Source organism: Streptomyces sp. NPDC048600 (genome assembly GCF_055587025.1).
Genome location: NZ_JBVJGZ010000005.1, coordinates 68,424 through 85,473, shown reverse-complemented (window position 1 = coordinate 85,473; position 17,050 = coordinate 68,424). Strand labels below are relative to the sequence as shown.

General features: G+C 72.1%; 13 protein-coding genes and 1 pseudogene. 4 read left to right on the top strand and 10 right to left on the bottom strand.

What is annotated here, in order from left to right; translation table 11 throughout:
* Positions 1 to 5: 5 nt before the first annotated feature.
* Both glgA and ACZ6SQ_RS08405 read right to left on the bottom strand, forming a co-directional pair.
* The gene (gene glgA, locus ACZ6SQ_RS08410) at positions 6 to 1,157 is read right to left on the bottom strand and encodes a glycogen synthase (protein WP_469558022.1); all 1,152 of its coding nucleotides are present in this window, start codon (positions 1,155 to 1,157) and stop codon (positions 6 to 8) included.
* 36 nt (positions 1,158 to 1,193) lie between these two features.
* Positions 1,194 to 1,952, bottom strand: coding sequence for a (2Fe-2S)-binding protein (locus ACZ6SQ_RS08405; RefSeq protein ID WP_469558020.1), 759 nt, complete (start codon positions 1,950 to 1,952; stop codon positions 1,194 to 1,196).
* 222 nt (positions 1,953 to 2,174) lie between these two features.
* Here ACZ6SQ_RS08405 and ACZ6SQ_RS08400 point away from each other — a divergent pair, with 222 nt between their 5' ends.
* A complete protein-coding gene (locus ACZ6SQ_RS08400; protein ID WP_469558017.1) occupies positions 2,175 to 3,365 on the top strand; it encodes a DMT family transporter in 1,191 nt (396 codons plus the stop codon).
* On the opposite strand, the gene ACZ6SQ_RS08395 is transcribed toward ACZ6SQ_RS08400, so the two are convergent.
* Positions 3,355 to 4,542, bottom strand: a complete 1,188-nt coding sequence (locus ACZ6SQ_RS08395; RefSeq protein WP_469558015.1) for a transglycosylase family protein — start codon at positions 4,540 to 4,542, stop codon at positions 3,355 to 3,357. The genes ACZ6SQ_RS08400 and ACZ6SQ_RS08395 overlap by 11 nt on opposite strands.
* Before the next feature lie 369 nt (positions 4,543 to 4,911).
* Here ACZ6SQ_RS08395 and gndA point away from each other — a divergent pair, with 369 nt between their 5' ends.
* Positions 4,912 to 6,351, top strand: coding sequence for an NADP-dependent phosphogluconate dehydrogenase (gndA, locus tag ACZ6SQ_RS08390; protein WP_469558012.1), 1,440 nt, complete (start codon positions 4,912 to 4,914; stop codon positions 6,349 to 6,351).
* 502 nt (positions 6,352 to 6,853) lie between these two features.
* Here gndA and panD read toward each other — a convergent pair.
* From panD to ACZ6SQ_RS08355, 7 genes and pseudogenes are all read right to left on the bottom strand, one after another.
* Entirely contained in the window at positions 6,854 to 7,273 is a 420-nt protein-coding gene (gene panD / locus ACZ6SQ_RS08385; protein WP_469558009.1) for an aspartate 1-decarboxylase, read from the bottom strand.
* Between the two features lie 233 nt (positions 7,274 to 7,506).
* Positions 7,507 to 8,060, bottom strand: a pseudogene (locus tag ACZ6SQ_RS08380) (nucleotidyl transferase AbiEii/AbiGii toxin family protein); the annotation flags it as partial.
* On the bottom strand, positions 8,057 to 8,383 hold the full coding sequence (locus ACZ6SQ_RS08375) for a hypothetical protein (RefSeq protein ID WP_469558729.1): 327 nt from the start codon (positions 8,381 to 8,383) through the stop codon (positions 8,057 to 8,059). The pseudogene ACZ6SQ_RS08380 and the gene ACZ6SQ_RS08375, both read right to left, overlap by 4 nt.
* A gap of 54 nt (positions 8,384 to 8,437) precedes the next feature.
* Positions 8,438 to 8,635, bottom strand: a complete 198-nt coding sequence (locus tag ACZ6SQ_RS08370) for a hypothetical protein (protein ID WP_469558006.1) — start codon at positions 8,633 to 8,635, stop codon at positions 8,438 to 8,440.
* Between the two features lie 277 nt (positions 8,636 to 8,912).
* Positions 8,913 to 9,383 carry a hypothetical protein gene (locus tag ACZ6SQ_RS08365; RefSeq protein ID WP_469558003.1) on the bottom strand — a complete coding sequence of 157 codons (471 nt, stop codon included), beginning with the start codon at positions 9,381 to 9,383 and terminating at the stop codon, positions 8,913 to 8,915.
* Positions 9,380 to 11,995, bottom strand: a complete 2,616-nt coding sequence (locus tag ACZ6SQ_RS08360; RefSeq protein WP_469558001.1) for a beta-propeller fold lactonase family protein — start codon at positions 11,993 to 11,995, stop codon at positions 9,380 to 9,382. The genes ACZ6SQ_RS08365 and ACZ6SQ_RS08360 overlap by 4 nt, the downstream gene beginning before the upstream one ends.
* A gap of 70 nt (positions 11,996 to 12,065) precedes the next feature.
* The gene (locus ACZ6SQ_RS08355) at positions 12,066 to 14,699 is read right to left on the bottom strand and encodes a YVTN family beta-propeller repeat protein (protein ID WP_469557999.1); all 2,634 of its coding nucleotides are present in this window, start codon (positions 14,697 to 14,699) and stop codon (positions 12,066 to 12,068) included.
* 177 nt (positions 14,700 to 14,876) lie between these two features.
* On the opposite strand from ACZ6SQ_RS08355, the gene ACZ6SQ_RS08350 reads away from it, so the two are divergent.
* Positions 14,877 to 15,830, top strand: coding sequence for a hypothetical protein (locus ACZ6SQ_RS08350; RefSeq protein WP_469557996.1), 954 nt, complete (start codon positions 14,877 to 14,879; stop codon positions 15,828 to 15,830).
* A 17-nt stretch (positions 15,831 to 15,847) separates the two neighbouring features.
* A complete protein-coding gene (locus tag ACZ6SQ_RS08345) occupies positions 15,848 to 17,047 on the top strand; it encodes a hypothetical protein (RefSeq protein WP_469557994.1) in 1,200 nt (399 codons plus the stop codon).
* Positions 17,048 to 17,050 lie beyond the last annotated feature (3 nt).

Below are 17,050 nucleotides of genomic sequence, written 5' to 3'. Positions count from 1 at the left end.
GGCGGCTAAGCCTGTTCGAGGACCTGCGCGTAGAGCGCGGCGGTGCGCCGGGCGACGGCGTCCCAGCCGAACTCCCCCACCGCGCGCGCCCGTCCGGCCTCGCCCATCCGCCGGGCGGCCGCGGGGTCACCGAGCACCGCGTCCAGCGCGCGGGTCAGTCCGGCCTCGAAGTCCTCGTCCACCGTCACCAGCCGCCCGCTCACGCCGTCCTCGACGACCTCGGGGATCCCGCCGACCCGCGAGGCCACGACCGGCGTACCGCACGCCATCGCCTCCAGGTTGACGATCCCGAGCGGTTCGTACACCGACGGGCACACGAACACGGCCGCGTGCGTGAGGAGTTGGATCACCTCGGGGCGCGGCAACATCCTCGGGATCCAGTGCACGCCGTCCCGTACGGCGCTCAGGTCCTGGTAGAGCTCGCGGAACTCCCGGTCGATCTCCGGGGTGTCGGGGGCGCCCGCGCACAGCACGACCTGTGCGGCCGGGTCGATGTCCCGTACGGCCCGCAGCAGATGGGGCACGCCCTTCTGGCGGGTGATGCGCCCGACGAACAGCACGAAGGGGCGGTCCGGGTCGAGTCCGACGCGCTTCAGGGCGTCGGTGCCGGGGTCGGGCCGGTACAGCCCGGTGTCGATGCCGTTGTGCACCACGTGGACACGGCCGGGGTCCAGTGCGGGGTAGCAGTCGAGGATGTCCTGGCGCATGGCACCGGACACGGCGATCACCGCGTCGGCGGACTCCACCGCGGTGCGCTCGGCCCAGCTCGACAGGGCGTATCCGCCGCCGAGTTGCTCGGCCTTCCAGGGGCGCAGCGGTTCCAGGGAGTGGGCGGTGAGCACATGCGGGATGCCGTACAGCGTCTTGGCGAGGTGACCGGCGAGGTTGGCGTACCAGGTGTGGGAGTGGACGAGTTGGCGGTCCTCCAGGGCGGCGGCCATGGCCAGGTCCACGGAGAAGGTGCGCAGCGCGTCGTTGGCGCCGTCGAGGGCCGGCCAGGGGCGGTGGCGTACGACGCCGTCGGCGCGGCCCTCGCCCCAGCAGTGCACGTCGAGGTCGACCAGGGAGCGCAACTCCCGGGCGAGGAACTCGACATGGACGCCGGCGCCGCCGTAGACGTCGGGGGGAAACTCTCGTGTCAGCAGTCCCACACGCACCGGATCCCCCTGTTCTTCGCACCAGGCTCCTCATGGTCACCCAGATGTGTCGCGCGGGGAAGAGCGCGGCGGGCGGGTGAAGCAGCAGTCGCCGCACAGGCCGCCGCCGGGCACCCGGTAGTACAGGCAGCAGCTGCGCCGCCGGAAGCCCGTGCCCGTGAGGGTGCCGGCGCCGGTGAGCAGGGGGTGCGCGAGCAGCTCGGCGGTGAGGGAGCGGGTCCTGGCGGCGGCCTCGGGTCCCGCGGTCGCGCCGGCCTGGCGGACCAGCTGCCGGGCGGTCCCGACGAGGGCGGAGGCGGCGTTGCCGCGCAGCAGGCCGGGCGCGAGCCGGTACTCGGAGCGCAGGGCGGCGGCCAGGGGTTCGAGGTGGCCGAGGAGCACGGCCTCGGCGAGGCCGGGGGCGTCGGCGGTGCGGCCCGGGCGTACCTCGGTGAGCCACAGGTCGTCCGGCGCGCTGCCTTCGGGGTCCCAGTGGAGCAGACGCGGGTCGAGGTCGGGGAGCCGCCCGTGGACGACGGCGCAGCCGAGGGCGATCGACCACAGCCGGGCGGCGAGCCCGAGGTGGGCGATCGAGGCGGCGACGCGCGGCTCGGGGGCGCGCAGGGCGGCGGCGGTCCTGCGGACACGGAAAGTCAGTGGATTCGTGTAAACGTCCGATGTTACGAATCCATAGGCCTGCGCGAGTGTCGCAGGGGGGTGGGGCCGGTCTCCGCCCGAGCCTAGGAGTGTGCGCACGGCGAAGAAGGGGCCGAGGTCGCGCAGAGCGGCGAGACGGGGGTCGAGGTCCACGAACATCAGTAGTACCAAGCCCCCTAGGGGTGATGACTTCAGGGTCTCCACACGGTGTCACCCGCCTGGGGGAGGACGAGGGGGCCTGCGTACTCCATCGGTAGTAGGAGCCATTGAGGTCTCAGGGACGACGACGGGAACAGCGGAAGGAGGCATGGTGTTGTCCATGGAAGCCGATCGTTCGCCGCGCCGGGCCGCAAGGACCCGCCTCACGCAGAGGAGCAGCTCATGAGCGCCCTCGCGTTGTCCGTGCTCCTGTCGTTCGTGTCCGCCGTCGCCTACGCGGGCGGTGCGATCGTGCAGGAGCGCGTGGCGGAGACCTCCCCGGGCGAGCAGTACGCGCCGGTGCGCCGGCCTGTCTGGTGGGCGGCCGTCGCGCTGAACAGCCTGGGTGGTCTGCTGCATGTGGTCGCGCTGGCGTTCGGACCGTTGAGCCTGGTCCAGCCGCTCGGCGCCCTGACCATCGTGTTCGCGCTGCCGATGGCCGCGCTGTTCGTCGGCCGCAAGGCCGGTGCGACGGCCTGGCGGGGCGCGATCATGGCGACGGTGGGTCTGGCGGGTCTGCTGTCGCTGGTCGGTGCCTCCGGTTCGCACTCGCTGAGCGGCCCCGAGCGCGTCGGCGCCTTCGTCGTCACCGGCGGTGTGGTCGCCGCGCTGATGGTGGCCGGCCGGGCCGCGCACCGGCATCTGGCGGTGCGCGCGATGCTGCTGGCCACGGCCTCGGGTATCGCCTTCGGCATGTCCTCGGTGTTCACCAAGACGGTGGCGGTCGACTGGACCGGCGGCGTGGCGCTGTCGGACGTGCCGTCGCTGGCCGCGATCGCGGTGCTGGCCACGGCGGGTCTGCTGCTGTCGCAGGCGTCCTACCGGGGCGCGGGCCTCGCGGCCCCGCTGGCCACGCTGACCGTGGTGAACCCGGTGGTGGCGGCCGCGGTGGGCATCACGATGTTCGGCGAGACCTTCCGCTACGGCACCACCGGCACCGTGCTCGCGCTGAGCTGCGGTGTGGTGGCCGCGGGCGGTCTGATCCTGCTGACGACCGAGCGCATCGCCCGCGAGGAGGCCATGGCCGCCGACCCGGAGCCCGCCTCCGAGACCAAGGCGCCCAGGGCGTCGGGGCCGGTCACGGCCAAGGCCCTGGTCCCGTCGCCCGCGACGACGGCGGAGCCGGTCACCGCCGAGGTGCCGGTGCCCTCGCCGGCCGCGGAGCCGGAACGGGCCGCCGCGGCCCGGCGGCGGGACGTGCTCGACGAGCTGAGCCCGCTGCTCGGCATGGCCGCCCTGGTGCCGGCGCCGATCCCGGCGGCCGCGTTCGAGCGCGGGCCGAGCGCCGAGGACATCGCGTTCGTCCGGGCCTACGCCCTGCCGTACGTCCCGCTGCCGGTCCTCGACCGGCACCGTATGCGTGTCAAATCCTGACGCCGCCGGCGCGCAGGTAGGCGATCGGATCCACGTCCGAACCGAAGCCGGGCCCCGTCCGCACCTCGAAGTGCAGATGCGGGCCCGTGCTGTTGCCCGTGGAGCCCGAGCGGCCCAGGCGCTGGCCCGCGCCGACGCTCTGGCCGGACTTCACACCGATCGCGGACAGATGGGCGTACTGCGAGTAGCGGCCGTCGTCGTGGCGTACGACCACCTCGTAGCCGAAGGATCCGCCCCAGCCGGCGCTGACCACGCGGCCCGAGGCGATCGACTTCACCGAGGTGCCGGTGGGCACGGGGAAGTCGACGCCGGTGTGATAGCCCTTCGACCAGGACGAACCGGCCTTGTGGTACGGCGTTCCGGCGGCCGCGTCGACGGGTGCCACCCGGGTCGCGCTGCCGTGGTTCTCGGCGCGCTCGGTGGACCGGGACGGCTTGCGCTGCTGGTCCGAGGAGGGCGCCTTCGCCCTGGGCTTCTTCTTCTCCGGTGCCGGCGGGGCCGCCCGCTCGGTGTGCCGGGTGGTCTTGGTGCCGTCCAGGCTGAGCCGCTGGCCGGGCAGGATCAGGTCGGGGTCGGCGCCGATGGTGATGCGGTTGGCCGCGTACAGGCCCCGCCAGCCGCCGCGCACGTCCTCCTCGTCGGCGATGCGGGACAGCGTGTCGCCCTGCACCACGGTGTACATCTCGGCGCGGCCCGCCCGCGACTGGGGCGTGGTCTGGGGCTGCACATCGCGTACGGAGCTCTTGGCGGCCTGCTGGGTCCGGGCCGCCTCCTGGGTGTGCACGTCGGGGCCGTCGCCGCCACGGGTGAGCCCCGCGCGCTCGGAGCAGACGGGCCAGGCGCCCGGCCCCTGCCCGTCGAGCACCTTCTCGGCGACGGCGATCTGCTGGTCCCTGGTCGCCAGGTCGGCGCGCGGCGCGTATCTCGTACCGCCGTACGCCTCCCAGGTGGACTGGGTGAACTGGAGGCCGCCGAAGTAGCCGTTGCCGGTGTTGATGTTCCAGTCGTTGCTCGACTCGCACGCGGCGACCTTGTCCCAGGTGTCCAGGTCGGCCGCCTGGGCGGCACCGGCGCCGACCAGCGGGAGGGCCATTCCGGCACCGCTCGCCGTGACGGTGAGCGAGGCGCGGTTGATCCTGTTCGGCTGATACCGGCGGTGCCGGCCGCGTACGGCCATGAAGTGCCCCCTAGCAAGCGTCAGGAGGGCCAAAAGTATGCGCGCGTAACAGGCCATGACAAGACGGCTATCGGTCGCACAGTCACCCCAAGTGGCCGGGATCGACTCTCCGTTGACTTCGGTTCAGGGTGACGGCGGCTTCGGTTCAGGGTGTGGGCGACTTCAGTTCGGGGTGTGGGCGACTTCAGTTCGGGGTGACGGCGGTGAGCCACCGGGCCGCCCCCGTACGTAATGAGCCCTGACGGACCCCATAAACAGTCGGTGTACCGGCACGTCGGGGCCGCCCCGGTGGGCAATACTGACGGTCACGCCCGGCACGTATCGCCCAGGAACCACCAGAGCCACCGGATCTTCTAGGAGCAGGCGGAAATGAGCACTTCAGCCCAGATCGGCGTCACGGGTCTCGCGGTCATGGGCCGCAATCTCGCCCGCAACTTCGCCCGCAACGGCTACACGGTCGCCGTGCACAACCGGACCGCCGCGCGCACGCACGCGCTGGTCGAGGAGTTCGGCCACGAGGGCGAGTTCGTGGCGGCCGAGACCGCCAAGGAGTTCGTGGCGGCCCTGGAGCGGCCCCGGCGCCTCGTCGTCATGGTGAAGGCGGGCGGGCCGACCGACGCGGTGATCGAGGAGTTCGCCCCGCTCCTGGAGCCCGGCGACATGATCATCGACGGCGGCAACGCCCACTTCGCCGACACCCGCCGTCGCGAGCGCGAGCTGCGCGAGCAGGGCATCCACTTCGTCGGCATGGGCGTCTCCGGCGGCGAGGAGGGCGCGCTGAACGGGCCGAGCATCATGCCCGGCGGGCCCGTGGAGTCGTACGACTCGCTCGGCCCCATGCTGGAGAAGATCTCCGCGAAGGCGGCCGACGGGGCGCCCTGCGTCACCCACGTCGGTCCCGACGGGGCCGGGCACTTCGTGAAGATGGTGCACAACGGCATCGAGTACGCCGACATGCAGCTGATCGGCGAGGCCTACCAGCTGCTGCGCGACGTCGCCGGGTACGAGCCCGCGCGGATCGCCGAGATCTTCCGCACCTGGAACACGGGGCGGCTGGACTCCTACCTCATCGAGATCACGGCCGAGGTGCTGTCGCACGTGGACGCGGCGACGGGGAAGCCGTTCGTGGACGTGGTGGTGGACCAGGCCGAGCAGAAGGGCACCGGCCGCTGGACCGTCCAGATCGCCCTGGACCTCGGCGTCCCTGTCTCAGGCATCGCCGAGGCGGTCTTCGCCCGCTCCCTGTCCGGTCACGCCGCGCTGCGGGCCGCCTCGCGCGACCTGGCCGGTCCGTCGGCGGCGCCGCTGGGCGAGGCGGAGGCCGCGGCGTTCGCCGACCGGGTGGAGCAGGCGCTGTACGCCTCGAAGATCGTGTCCTACACCCAGGGCTTCCACGAGATCGCCGGGGGCAGCGAGGAGTACGACTGGGACATCGACCTCGGGGCGGTGTCCGCGATCTGGCGGGGCGGGTGCATCATCCGGGCGGCCTTCCTGGACCGCATCCGGGCCGCATACGACGCCCGGGCGGATCTGCCGAGTCTGCTGTCCGACGGGGCGTTCGCCCGGGAGATCGCGGAGGCGCAGGACGACTGGCGTGAGGTGCTGGTCACGGCGACCCGGCAGGGGGTGCCGACGCCGGGGTTCTCCGCGGCGCTGGCGTACTACGACGCGCTGCGCGCGGAGCGGTTGCCTGCGGCGCTTACGCAGGGGCAGCGGGACTTCTTCGGGGCGCACACGTATCGGCGGGTGGATCGGGAGGGGGCGTTCCACACGCTGTGGGGTGGGGATCGGTCCGAGGTGTCCGGCTGACGGTTGTCCGGCCGACGGCTGAGCGGTTGTCCGTTTGTCCGGTTGCTCCGTCGTCGGGTGCGGGTTCGTCGTGGCTGGTCGCGCAGTTCCCCGCGCCCCCTTAGAGGGTTTGGCCCCTGGTTGCTCTGGTGAGCGGCTGGGGGTCTTCGGCTTTCGGGTGCGGGTAAGTGGGGGCTGGTCGCGCAGTTCCCCGCGCCCCTTCTGGGGCGGGGGTGGCTCTGGGGGGCTTTGGACGTGGGGGGTGGGGTAGGCGGGAAAGTGGGTGGGGGAAACGTTCGTGTTCGTTGTCGGAGGGCGTCATGAGTGAGCCGCGACCCGATCCTGTTCCGCCTGGGCCGACTCCCGGGCCGCAGCCTTATCCGGAGCCGGTGCCGCCGGTGCCCGCACCCCCGCCGGGGCCGCAGCCGGTTCCCGAACCGGATCCGTCCCCGATCCCGCCGGGGCCCGAGCCGGTGCCCGACCCCGAGCCGGGGCCGCCCCTGACCTGAGGGGGCCGCTCGGGTCAGGCCGTGACGGCCTGGGGGCTGCGCAGCTGGTCGGAGCCCGGGACCGGCTCGCCCGCGTCCGCGCCCAGCGCCACGATGCGGTTGTCAGCGTCCACGTGCACGACCCGCGGTTTCAGCGCGCGCGCCTCGGCGTCGGTCACCTGGGCGTAGCTGATGATGATCACCAGGTCTCCGGGGTGCACCAGATGGGCGGCGGCACCGTTGATCCCGATCACACCGGACCCGCGCTCACCCTCGATGACGTAGGTCTCGAGGCGGGCGCCGTTGGTGATGTCCACGATGTGGACGAGCTCCCCGGGCAGCAGGTCGGCGGCGTCGAGCAGGTCCGCGTCGATGGTCACCGAGCCCACGTAGTGCAGGTCGGCCTGGGTGACGGTGGCTCGGTGGATCTTGGACTTGAACATGGTGCGCAGCATGTTGAACTCCTGGAGGACGGCTCCCTGCCTGCTTTGTACAGGTCAAGGGCGTCCTCGACTTTACACCGGCACCCCCGTCCGATGCTTGTGAGGAACATCGCTCCGGTCGGGCTGGACGGCTTCCTACCTGGGGTTTCGCACCGCCGCCGACAAGCTGTACAGGCAATCCTCGGGGAATGCCCGGCGACTCATGCTGACCGCATGCCGACTTGCCTTATGAGCCATCAAACATCGATCTGCCGGGAGGTGAGCCCGTACGCGGTGTAGTCCTCGTCCTCGTACCAGTCCGCGCCGATCAGCCGGTCCGGAGGTCTTCGAGGCTGAACTCGTCGTGGGCGCGACGGCGGCCCAGGGATTCGAGGTCGGCGGTGGAGCGGTGGCGGGAGGCGGCCTGGACGTCGATGAGGTCGCGGACGGTGCCGCGGTCGGCGAGGGCACGGACCTTGGTGCCGATCACGTCGTCGAGGGAAAGAACGGGGCCGTAGGGGGTCTGGGCGGGCGGAGCCCAGAACGCCTCCTTGAGGACGTCGACCTCGCACTCCTCGCCGGTGTCCGGATCGGTGACGAGGAACCGGCCGCTGAGCGGATCGGTCTGGACGTGCGTGGTCCGCCATCCGCGCGCGCCGAGGCCTGGAGCAGGGTTCTCCGTGGCGACGTCGAGGTCACGGCTGAAGCGTTCGACCAGGCCGTGAGCCACGGCGTATCCGCCGGTGAGGACCAGAGGGTAGGGGGAGCCGAGGTCGAGGATGTCGGCGAGGAGTCGCTCATGGAGCGGAGTGAGCTTCACGCGGCGGTCGTCCCGGCGGGAGCGGCGCGGAGCAGCTCGGGGAAGGCGTCCTCCCAGACCTCGCGGATGTACGGGCTGATCAGGCGCCGCAGCACGGGCCACTGCTCGGTGAGCAGGCGGTGGTGCAGGAGGGCCACCAGATCCTCATTCAGCCCTTCGGTGAGGACGGTCCGGTAGGGCGTCATGCGGGACTTCGGGCGGTCCAGGCTGTAGCTCGTCCGCCCGGACCAGACGATGTGGAGCGGCAGTTCCACGTCGCCCTCGACGGGGCCGGCCAGCTCCTGCAAGCGCTTGGGCAGTCGGCTGCGGTAGCGGTCCCGCAGTACCTCGGCGCGGGGGGCGGTGGCGCAGCAACGGACCGTCCTGCCGACCCGGGATCAGCCCCACCCGCGGGCGCGGGTGATCATGACGCAGCAGGTCACGTGGAGGGCTATCGCGTCGGCTGCGGCTTCGATCTCGGTGCCGGAAATGGCGACGGTGCCGAAGCCGAGGTCCATGTCGTCGGCGCGAGGGACGAGAAGGACACCGAAGCGGGCCAGGTCGCGGGGCGGCCGGAGGGGGCAGGCGTCATCCATAAAGACACGCCGCTTCGACCCCGACAGCCGACTCGCTCGATACCAGTGCCGCGGACGAACTGGCGAGTCACGCTGCACACGTCCCCGGCGGGAGCCAGGCACCTGTGTCCCGGTCCCCCGTCATGGCGGCCACCAGCTCAGCAAGCTGGGACGCTTCCGCGCCCGATGCTGACCGTGTGCTGACCTAGCGAGGCCAACGAGCCAGTGACCTGCAAAAACACCCAATCGCTAGATCTTGGACTTGAACAGAGTACGCAGCACTTTGGCGCGTCCCCAGCTACGCGAGGCGCAGAACCGTGTTCTTCGTGGGGGTCTTGAAGGAAGCCGTTCCGTTCTTCGACGCGTCCGGCACCCTGTCGGGGTCGAGGACCCCGTTGGAATCCTGGGCGGACTTCTCGAAGGTGAACTTCGCGACGAACACGCCGCCGCTGATGACCAGCGGTTCACCGGCACCCGTCGCGCTCGTGTCCGCGGTCTTCCGGGTCTTGTCGGCGTCCTCGAGTTCGAAGGAGATGGTTCCCTTCCCGGGGACGGTGAACGCGCCGGCCACGTAGGTGAAGGTCGCCGTGAGCCTCTTCTCGATGTCGTCGGGCAGGCACGCGGGCAGCCCGCGCACCCGCACATGAGGGCTGGATCCGGACACGGGGAGCGGCGTGGCCGGGAGGATCGTGTAGGTCGCGACGGGGGGCAGTTCGGGAGGTCCGACGATCACTTCGTCGCCGGTGACGATGACGAACTCGCTGTTCACCAGTCCACCACCGAGACGGTGTTCGACGCGGCGTTGGTGACGTAGGCGCGGCGGCTGTCGGGGGCGAGCGCGAGGCCGTGGGGGGCGCCGCCGACCGGGATCGGGGCTCCGGTGAGCGTGAGCGTGGTGGTGTCGACCACGGCCAGGATCCGCTTCGCGGGGACGGTGACCAGGAGGCTGTGGCCGTCGCGGCTGACGGCCACGCCGTGCGGGGCGCCCGGCAGGGGAAGGGGACGGGCGACCGTCGGCGTCGCGGCGTCGATGACCAGGACCTCGTCCGCTCCGGTGTCCGTCACGAACAGGCGGGTGCCGTCCGGGGTGAGGGCCACGTCGAGCGGGGCCACCCCCGCGGGAACGGGGGCGCCGATCACCGTGCCCGTGGCGGTGTCCACGACCGAGAGGGTGCCGGCACCGGAGTTGGCCACGTACACGCGGGTGCCGTCCGGGGTGACGACCAGCCCCGCCGGTGAGCTGCCGACGGGGATCGGGGCTCGGGCCGCCGTGCCGGTCGCGGTGTCGATGACGGCCAGGGAGTCCGTGGCGGAGTCGGTGACGTAGAGGCGCGTGCCGTCGGGGCTCGGCGCCACATGGCGCGGTGAGCCGCCGACCTGGATCGGGGTGCCGCTCACCTCCGCGGTCGCGGTGTCGAGGACGTGCACAACGCCGTTCGCCGCGTCGGCCGCATAGGCGCGCCGACCGTCGGGAGCCACCGCCACTCCCAGGGGCTGGCCTCCGACGCGGACCCGGGTCGTCTGCGTGTCGACCACCGAGACGACGCCGGCGGCGGAGCCGGTGACGTAGGCGCGGCGGCCGTCGGGACTGAGCGCGAGGGCCGTCGGGGCGAGGCCGGCCGGGATCGTCTCGATCCGGGCACGGCTGGCGGTGTCGAACACATGGACGGCGCGGGAGTGGAAAGCGGCGACGTACAGCCGGCTCCCGTCCGCGTCGAGGGCCAGCCCGTGCGGGACCTGGAGGACCGGGATCGGATCTCCGCTCACGGCCGAGGTATTGGTGTCGATGACGGTCAGGGTGCCCGCATCGGCCGAACCGACGTAGACGCGCCGTCCGTCGGGGCTGACGGAGAGGAACTCGGGGCGGCTGCCGATCTGGACGGTGGCCGTCACGGTGCGGGAGACGGTGTCGATGACCGAGACGTCGTGGCTCAGCACGTTCCCGACGTAGAGCTGCCGGCCGTCGGGTGTGACGGCCAGGGCCGTCGGGTTCTGCCCCACGGCGACGGGTTCGCCTGTGACGCCGAGCGGGTCGGAGTCGATGAACAGGACGGTTTCCGTGGCGATGTCGGTGACATAGAGGCGGCTGCCGTCCGGGGACACCGCCACCCCGCCCGGGTCCTGCACGGGGGCGGTGGCGACGACCTGCTGGGTGGTGGTGTCGACGGCCGACAACCGCTGCTGTGAACCGACGTAGAGCCGCCGTCCGTCGCGGGACAGGGCCATCACGCGCGCGCCGCCGACATCGAGGGTGGAGGTGACCTTGTCGCTGGTGGTGTCGATCACGAGGACACCCAGGTCGTCGTCGACGACGAAGGCCTGTCGGCCGTCGGGGGCCACGGCCACCACGGTCGGGGTCCGGCCCGCGGGGATGTGGCGCGGGCCGGTCTGCAGGACCGCGACGGTGCCTTCGGCGGCGTCGGTGACGAAGACCTGCTGTCCGTCCGGGGTGACCGCCGCCGCCTCCGGGCGCTTCCCGACCGGGACCGTGACCGTCCCGGTGTCGAAGGGCAGGACGAACCGGCCGCCGAAGTCGGCGGCGTAGACACGGTGTCCGTCGGGGGTGAGGGCCATCGTCGCCGGCGTGCCGTCGAGCGGAAGGGTGCCGACGAGCGTCAGGGTCCGGGTGTCGACGACCGACACGCTGCCCATCGTGTTGCCGACGTACAGGTGTCCACCGTCCCTGGAGAGCACGGCGTGCCGGGGGAAGGAGCCGACGTCGAGCGTGGCGATCACGTTTCCGGCGGCGGTGTCGATCACGGAGACGGTCGCGTCCTCGTGGTTGACGGCGAAGGCCCGGCGGCCGTCCGGGGTCACCGCCACCGCGAGGGGGAACCGGCCCACCGCGATCGGAGTCCCCACGACCGTGTCGGTCCCCGTGGCGATCACGTGCACCAGTCCCTCGGACAGGCGGTCCGTCACATAGACGCGCCCGCCGTCCGCCGTGACCGCGGCCCCGAAGGGGTCCTCGCCGACCTGGATGGTGCGGATCACCTGGTTCGACGCCGTGTCGACGACGGCGACCCCGCCGGGCTGGACGGTGACGTACAGGCGTGTGCCGTCCGGGGTCATCGCCAGTTTCGCCGGTGCGAAGCCGGTCGGGATGCTCCCGGTCACCGCCATCGTGCCGGTGTCGACCACCGACACGGCGTCCGTTTCGCGATCGATGACGTACAGGCGGCCGCCGTCGGGGGTGAGCGCCATGTCCTTCGCACCGGAGCAGACCGTACGGTCCGTCACCGTGTGGGAGCCGGTGTCGACGACCAGGACGGTCCCGGTGTCCTCGGGGCTGGAGACATAGAGCCGTCGGCCGTCCGGCGAGACGGCGACTCCGTCCGGACTCACGTCGAGGAGGATCGGGGCGGTGCTGGGGTTGCTCACCGCCTCAGCATGGGACGGCCCCCCGCCGCCCGCACCGCGGGAACGGCCGACCGGGTGCGATGCCGCGCCGTCAGAGGTCCACCGTCGTCAGCGTGTTCGAGGCCGCGTTGACGACGAAGGCGTGGCGTCCGTCGGGTGCGACGGTGACGCCGTGCGGGGCGCTGCCGACAGCGATGGCCGGGCCGTCCGTACGCAGGGTTGCGGTGTCGACCACGGCCAGACCGCGCACCGTGGGGACGGTCACGAGGAGGCGCCGCCCGTCACGGGTGAGCGCCAGGCCGTGTGGGGCGCCGGGCAGGGCGACGGAGGAGGTCACTTCCAGGCCGGCGGTGTCGAGGACGAGTACGGCGTCGGAGCCGGAGTCGGTCACGAAGAGGACGGCGCCGTCGGGGGTGAGGACGAGATCGAGCGGGGCGACCCCCGCTGCGACGGTACCGGTCACCGTGTGCGCGACGGTGTCGATCACCGTGACGGTTCCCGCGCCGGAGCACGCCACGTACAGACGTGAGCCGTCGGGGGCGACGGCCAGCCCTGCCGGGGAGTCGCCCACGGGGATCGGGGTGCCCGTCACGGCACCGGTGGCGGTGTCGACCACGGTGACGGTGTGGGAGTCGGAGTCGGTGACGAAGAGCCGTCCCGCGTCGGGAGCGAGGGCCACGGCCCGGGGCCGGCCTCCCACGGAGATCTGGGGGCCGGACACCTTGGCCGTGGCGGTGTCGATCACGGTCACGGTGCCGCTCCCGGAGTTTGCCACGTAGGCACGTCCGCCGTCGGGCGTCACGGCGATGCCCAGGGGCTGGTCCCCGGCTCCGACCCGGGTCGTACGGGTGTCGATCACCGTGACGAGGTCGGTGTCGAGGCCGGTGACGTAGGCGTGCCGGCCGTCGGGGGCGAGAGCCACGGTCGTCGGCAGGTCACCGGCCGGGATCGCCTCCAGCAGGGCGCGGGTGCCGGTGTCGATCACATGGACGGTGCCCGAGAAGGACGCCACGTACAGGTGGCTGCCGTCCGGGCTCACCGCGGAGCCCTGCGGGAAGGGCCGGACCGGGATCGGGGCTCCGCTCAGGGTCTGGCCGACGGTGTCGATGACCGCGACTCCGTTCAGGCCCGCGCCGGTGTCGCCGCCGCCGACGCAGCTGATGTACGCCTGGCGCCCGTCGGGGCTCACGGTGACGAACTGCGGCTCCCCGCCGAGTTCGATGGTGGCGGTCACCGTGAGGCCGACGGTGTCGACGACCGACACGCTGCCGGAACCGGTGTCGGCGACGTAGACGTGTCTGCCGTCGGGGGTGATGTCGAGGCTCCTGGGGGCCTGTCCGACCGGAATCGGGTCACCGGCCGTTGCGAGGGGGTTCGTGTCGATCACGGTGACCGTGCCCGCCGTGGCGTCGGTGATGTAGAGGCGACTGCCGTCGTGACCGGCCGTCACCGCGGACGGGTCCGCCAGCGGGAGGGTGTCGGCGACGGTGCCGGTGGCGGTGTCGACGACGGAGAGCAGGCCGGGTCCGACGACGTACACCCGCCGGCCGTCGCGGGACATCGTCAGGGCGCTCACCGCGTCGACGGGGATGGTCGCGGTCACCTGGCGTGTGACGGTGTCGATCACCGTCACGTCGTTCGATCCGCTGTTGGCGACGTACGCGCGCAGGCCGTCCGGGGTCAGGGCCAGCGCCGTCGGCAGCAGGCCCGCGGCCAGCCGGGTCTCGCGCGCCTCGATGACGGCGACACTGTCCGCCCCGGCCTCGGTGACGTAGACGCGCAGGCCGTCCGGGGAGACGGCCACACCCTCCGGGCGCTTGCCGACGGGCACGGTGAGGGTTCTGGTGTCGAAGGGCAGGACGAACCGCTCCCGGAACGCGGCGGCGTACAGGCGCTGCCCGTCGGCGGTGAGGGCCATGTCGGCCGGCGGGCCGGGGACGCGAGTCGTCCGGATCACCCGCAGGCTGCCGGTGTCGATCACCGAAATGGTGTCGTCGTTGGAGTTGCTGACGTAGGCGCGGCCGCCGGCCGGGGAGATCACCACCTGCTTGGGGAAGTCACCGACCTCGATGACGTCGGTGACGGCGCGGGCGGCGACATCGATCACGGACACGGTGGCGTCCTGGCCGTTGACCACGAAGGCCCGCCGGCCGTCCCGGGTCACGGCCACCGCCCGGGGGAACTGCCCGACAGGGATGGGCGTCCCGGTGACCGTGTCGGTCCGGGCGTCGATGACGTGGACGGTCCCGTCGGACAGATCCGTCACCAGGACGCGCTCGGAGTCGGGTGTCACCGTCACACCCAGCGGATCGCTGCCCACGCCGATGGTGCGGATCACCTGGTCGGAGGCGGTGTCGATGACCGCGACCTCGTCGGAGTCCGTCGTGGCGTAGACGCGGGAGCCGTCCGGCGTCACCGCCAGGCCGAAGACGGGAGCGGGGGTGGAGACGGTGCGGGCCGGCGTGTTCGTCGCCGTGTCGACGACGGACACCGTGGCCGCCTCGGCGGCGGCGACGTAGAGGCGGCCGCCGTCGGGCGTCATCACCATCACGCTCGCTCCCGGGCAGTCGATCCTGCTCGTGACCGTGTGCCGGGCGGTGTCCAGCACGAAGACGAAGCCGGTGCTGTCGGAGCTGCTGACGTACAGCCGTCCTCCGTCCCTGGACAGCGCGATGCCGCGCGGTCTGAGGTCGAGCGGGATGGGGGCGACGCTGGTGCTGATCATTCCTTCACCGTGGGGCGGGTCCGCGAGGACCGCAATCGCGGGCGAGGCGGATGCCACCGCCCCGCCCGTCGCGCTCCGCAGGACGTGTGAACCGTCCGCCCGTCACGCATCGATCCCCGGTGCGGCTGGTACCTCATCTGTGCCGTGCCGGACCCGATCCGCCGAGAGGAGAGCCGCATGCGGTTCCGCGACCGCGTACTGCTGCGCCTGCTCGACGCGGACGAGCGCGCCGCCCTGCTGACGGCCGAGGTGGGCGACCGCCTGCTGAAGACCGCGTTCGTCGCGCGGGAGGCGACGGTCGGCCCGGTCACCGCCGTGGTGACCCGTCAGGTGAGCCTCATGCCCACGTCCCGGACACCGCAGCCGGTCGAGGCGCACTTGTACGACATCCAGTCGACCCACCAGTGGAGACTGACCGCCCAGCTGCCGCCGGCGGGCCCGGCGGTCGACGCCGACGCCCGGCTGGACCTGACCCTGCTCGCGAGCCGCGCGGGTGTGCGGACCTCGGTCACCGGGGTGAGTGTGGACGACCTGGGCGACATCGCCGCCCTGGAGGCCGTGGACGCCCGCATCGTCACCGAGGACGGCTCACTCCCCACGGACGCGCAAGCCCTGCGGGAGCGTCGGCTGACCTCGCTCGTCGGCATCCTGGAGGACCGGTTCGAGACCAGCGGGGAAGCACCGCTGGGTGATCTGCTGCGGGCGCACGGGACGACCTTCGAAGACCTTCGGGCCCGCCTGAGCACGCCGCACCACCCGCTGCGGCTCCGTCTCGCACTGGTCGAGGACGGCACGAAGCCGGCGACGGAGACGGCGTTCAAGTTGCTCTGCGTGGCCTTCGTCCTGGACGGCCCGCTGGACGATCTGGCGGCGCGGGTCGCCGAGATCCAGCTCGGGATGGCGCGGACCGCGGCGAGCGCCGAGCTGCCGCAGCCGCCGCCCGGGACGGCCGTGCGCGCGGCGACGCCCGCCCTGCTGCTGTTCCCGGAGACCGCCCTGGACGACGGGGACCTCCCCGCGGACTCCACCGGGATCGACCCCGCCGACACCGCGCGCCTGCGTGCAGCCCGCCTCACCGAACTCACCACCCGGCTGCGGCACATCGGCATCGTGCCCGTCGCGGTGCCCTGACCGGCAGGAGTGACAGCATGACCGTGACCGCCGAGTTCCCCTTCATCAAGGTCACCATCGACACCCGTGGCCTGCAGCCCCTGGCCCGGCGCGCGGTGGGCAACATCGCCGTCGTCGGCTCGACGGGCGGCTTCGGAGACGCTCAGCCCAACGTCCCGCTGCAGATCGGCGACGAGGCGGAGGCCCGTAAGCACCTCACGAACCCCGTCGAGGGCGGTATGGACGCCGGTCCGCTCTACCACGCCGTGCGGACGGCCCTGCTGCAGGACCCCGCGCCCTCCCGGGTCTACGCCGTGCCAACCGCGACCTCCGCCGGGGAACCCGGACCCGAGGGAGAGCCCCCCGGGCAGGAACCCGACTACACCCGTGCCCTGGCCGCCGCCGCGGCACTGCCCGTGCAGTTGGTCTGCCTGGCCGGCGAGTTCGATCCGAACCACCTGGAAAAACTCAAGAACCACGTGGACGACGTCAGCAAGGCCGGCTCCGCCAGGATGGGCGTGGCCATGGTCGACCCCGAACTCGCCGCGGGGAACCAGACGTTCGCGGCGGCCGCCGACGCCCGGTACAGAGCGGTCAAAAGCGGCTCCAGCCGCATGCTCCTGGTCGCCGCGCGGGTGGAAGTCGACAACGGCAGACCGAAGTTCGACGTGGCGGCCGCCGTGACCGGCGCCGTCGCGGGATTCCCCCCACACGCGAGTGTGCTGATGAAGCCGGTCCGCGAGGTGCGGATCCCGCTTGAGCGGCAGTTCAACGGCTCCGAGATCAAGGAACTGGCCGAAGCCTTCATCATTCCCGTGATCGACCCGGAACTGGTGCCGGGCGAAGGGCTGTTCCTCGGCTCCGGGCGCTGCTACACCACCGATGTCCAACGGCTCTACGTCGACGTGGTGCGCGTCCTCGACCACATCGAGTTCCTGCTCAAAGCGGGGCTGATCGGTGCGATCGGCGACACGCGCATCGACCGTCTGGGCATGCAGGGACTGCGCTCGAGGATCGACGGGATCCTCAGCCCCCTGGTCGGTTCCGGGATCATCACCGACTACACGATCGACATCCCGTTGCTGCCCATCCTGGAGGCCGCCGAGGCCAACCGCTCCCCCGGGCAGGCCGGGACGCTCACCGCGGCGCGCACGGAACGCGTCGTCGAGGTGCTGCTCACCGTCACATACGCCGGCTCGGTCCACTTTCTCGACATCAATCTCGCGCTCAAGTCCTGAGCC

Bases quoted from the DNA above. Each gene is read 5' to 3' on its own strand.
- ACZ6SQ_RS08405 (WP_469558020.1), bottom strand. From the start codon at position 1,952: ATGTTCGTGGACCTCGACCCCCGTCTCGCCGCTCTGCGCGACCTCGGC.
- ACZ6SQ_RS08350 (WP_469557996.1), top strand. From the start codon at position 14,877: ATGCGGTTCCGCGACCGCGTACTGCTGCGCCTGCTCGACGCGGACGAG.
- ACZ6SQ_RS08395 (WP_469558015.1), bottom strand. From the start codon at position 4,542: ATGGCCGTACGCGGCCGGCACCGCCGGTATCAGCCGAACAGGATCAAC.
- ACZ6SQ_RS08370 (WP_469558006.1), bottom strand. From the start codon at position 8,635: ATGGATGACGCCTGCCCCCTCCGGCCGCCCCGCGACCTGGCCCGCTTC.
- ACZ6SQ_RS08345 (WP_469557994.1), top strand. From the start codon at position 15,848: ATGACCGTGACCGCCGAGTTCCCCTTCATCAAGGTCACCATCGACACC.
- ACZ6SQ_RS08400 (WP_469558017.1), top strand. From the start codon at position 2,175: ATGAGCGCCCTCGCGTTGTCCGTGCTCCTGTCGTTCGTGTCCGCCGTC.
- panD (WP_469558009.1), bottom strand. From the start codon at position 7,273: ATGCTGCGCACCATGTTCAAGTCCAAGATCCACCGAGCCACCGTCACC.
- gndA (WP_469558012.1), top strand. From the start codon at position 4,912: ATGAGCACTTCAGCCCAGATCGGCGTCACGGGTCTCGCGGTCATGGGC.
- ACZ6SQ_RS08355 (WP_469557999.1), bottom strand. From the start codon at position 14,699: ATGATCAGCACCAGCGTCGCCCCCATCCCGCTCGACCTCAGACCGCGC.